At 58.9% G+C, this 377-nt stretch carries 1 protein-coding gene; it reads left to right on the forward strand.

From position 1 onward, the window contains the following. Nucleotides 1–377, forward strand: a 377-nt coding sequence (locus tag LZ016_RS15405) for a hypothetical protein (RefSeq protein ID WP_241448401.1), incomplete at both ends; no start/stop codon positions are given.

Here is a 377-nt window from a genome sequence, read left to right on the forward strand (position 1 = left end):
GGCGTCGGAAACATACTGACCGGAAGCGTGCGCCGCTCTCCCCAGGTGGTTCGCATAAGTGCTCAGCTCGTCGGCGGTGCAGATGGCGTCGAGCACTGGGCGCAAAGTTACGATCGCGCACCTGGTGACGAGATCAAGATACAGTCCGACATCGCGCTGAATGTGGCCCAGGCTCTCAGCGGGACGCTGGGACATGCGGGCAAGGTCGCGTTGTCGTTGGGAGGTAGCGCCAACAGCGTTGCGCAGGACTTAGTATTGCAAGCAAGGAGACTGATTGGCCAGGCGGATGGGCCGGATGCGATGCGATCAGCGCTCGTTCTCATCGATAAAGCGATTACGAAGGACCCAAATTACGCCGATGCATATGTCGAAAAGAC

The sequence above is a fragment of the Sphingomonas telluris genome, from assembly GCF_022568775.1.
GTDB lineage: Bacteria > Pseudomonadota > Alphaproteobacteria > Sphingomonadales > Sphingomonadaceae > Sphingomicrobium > Sphingomicrobium telluris.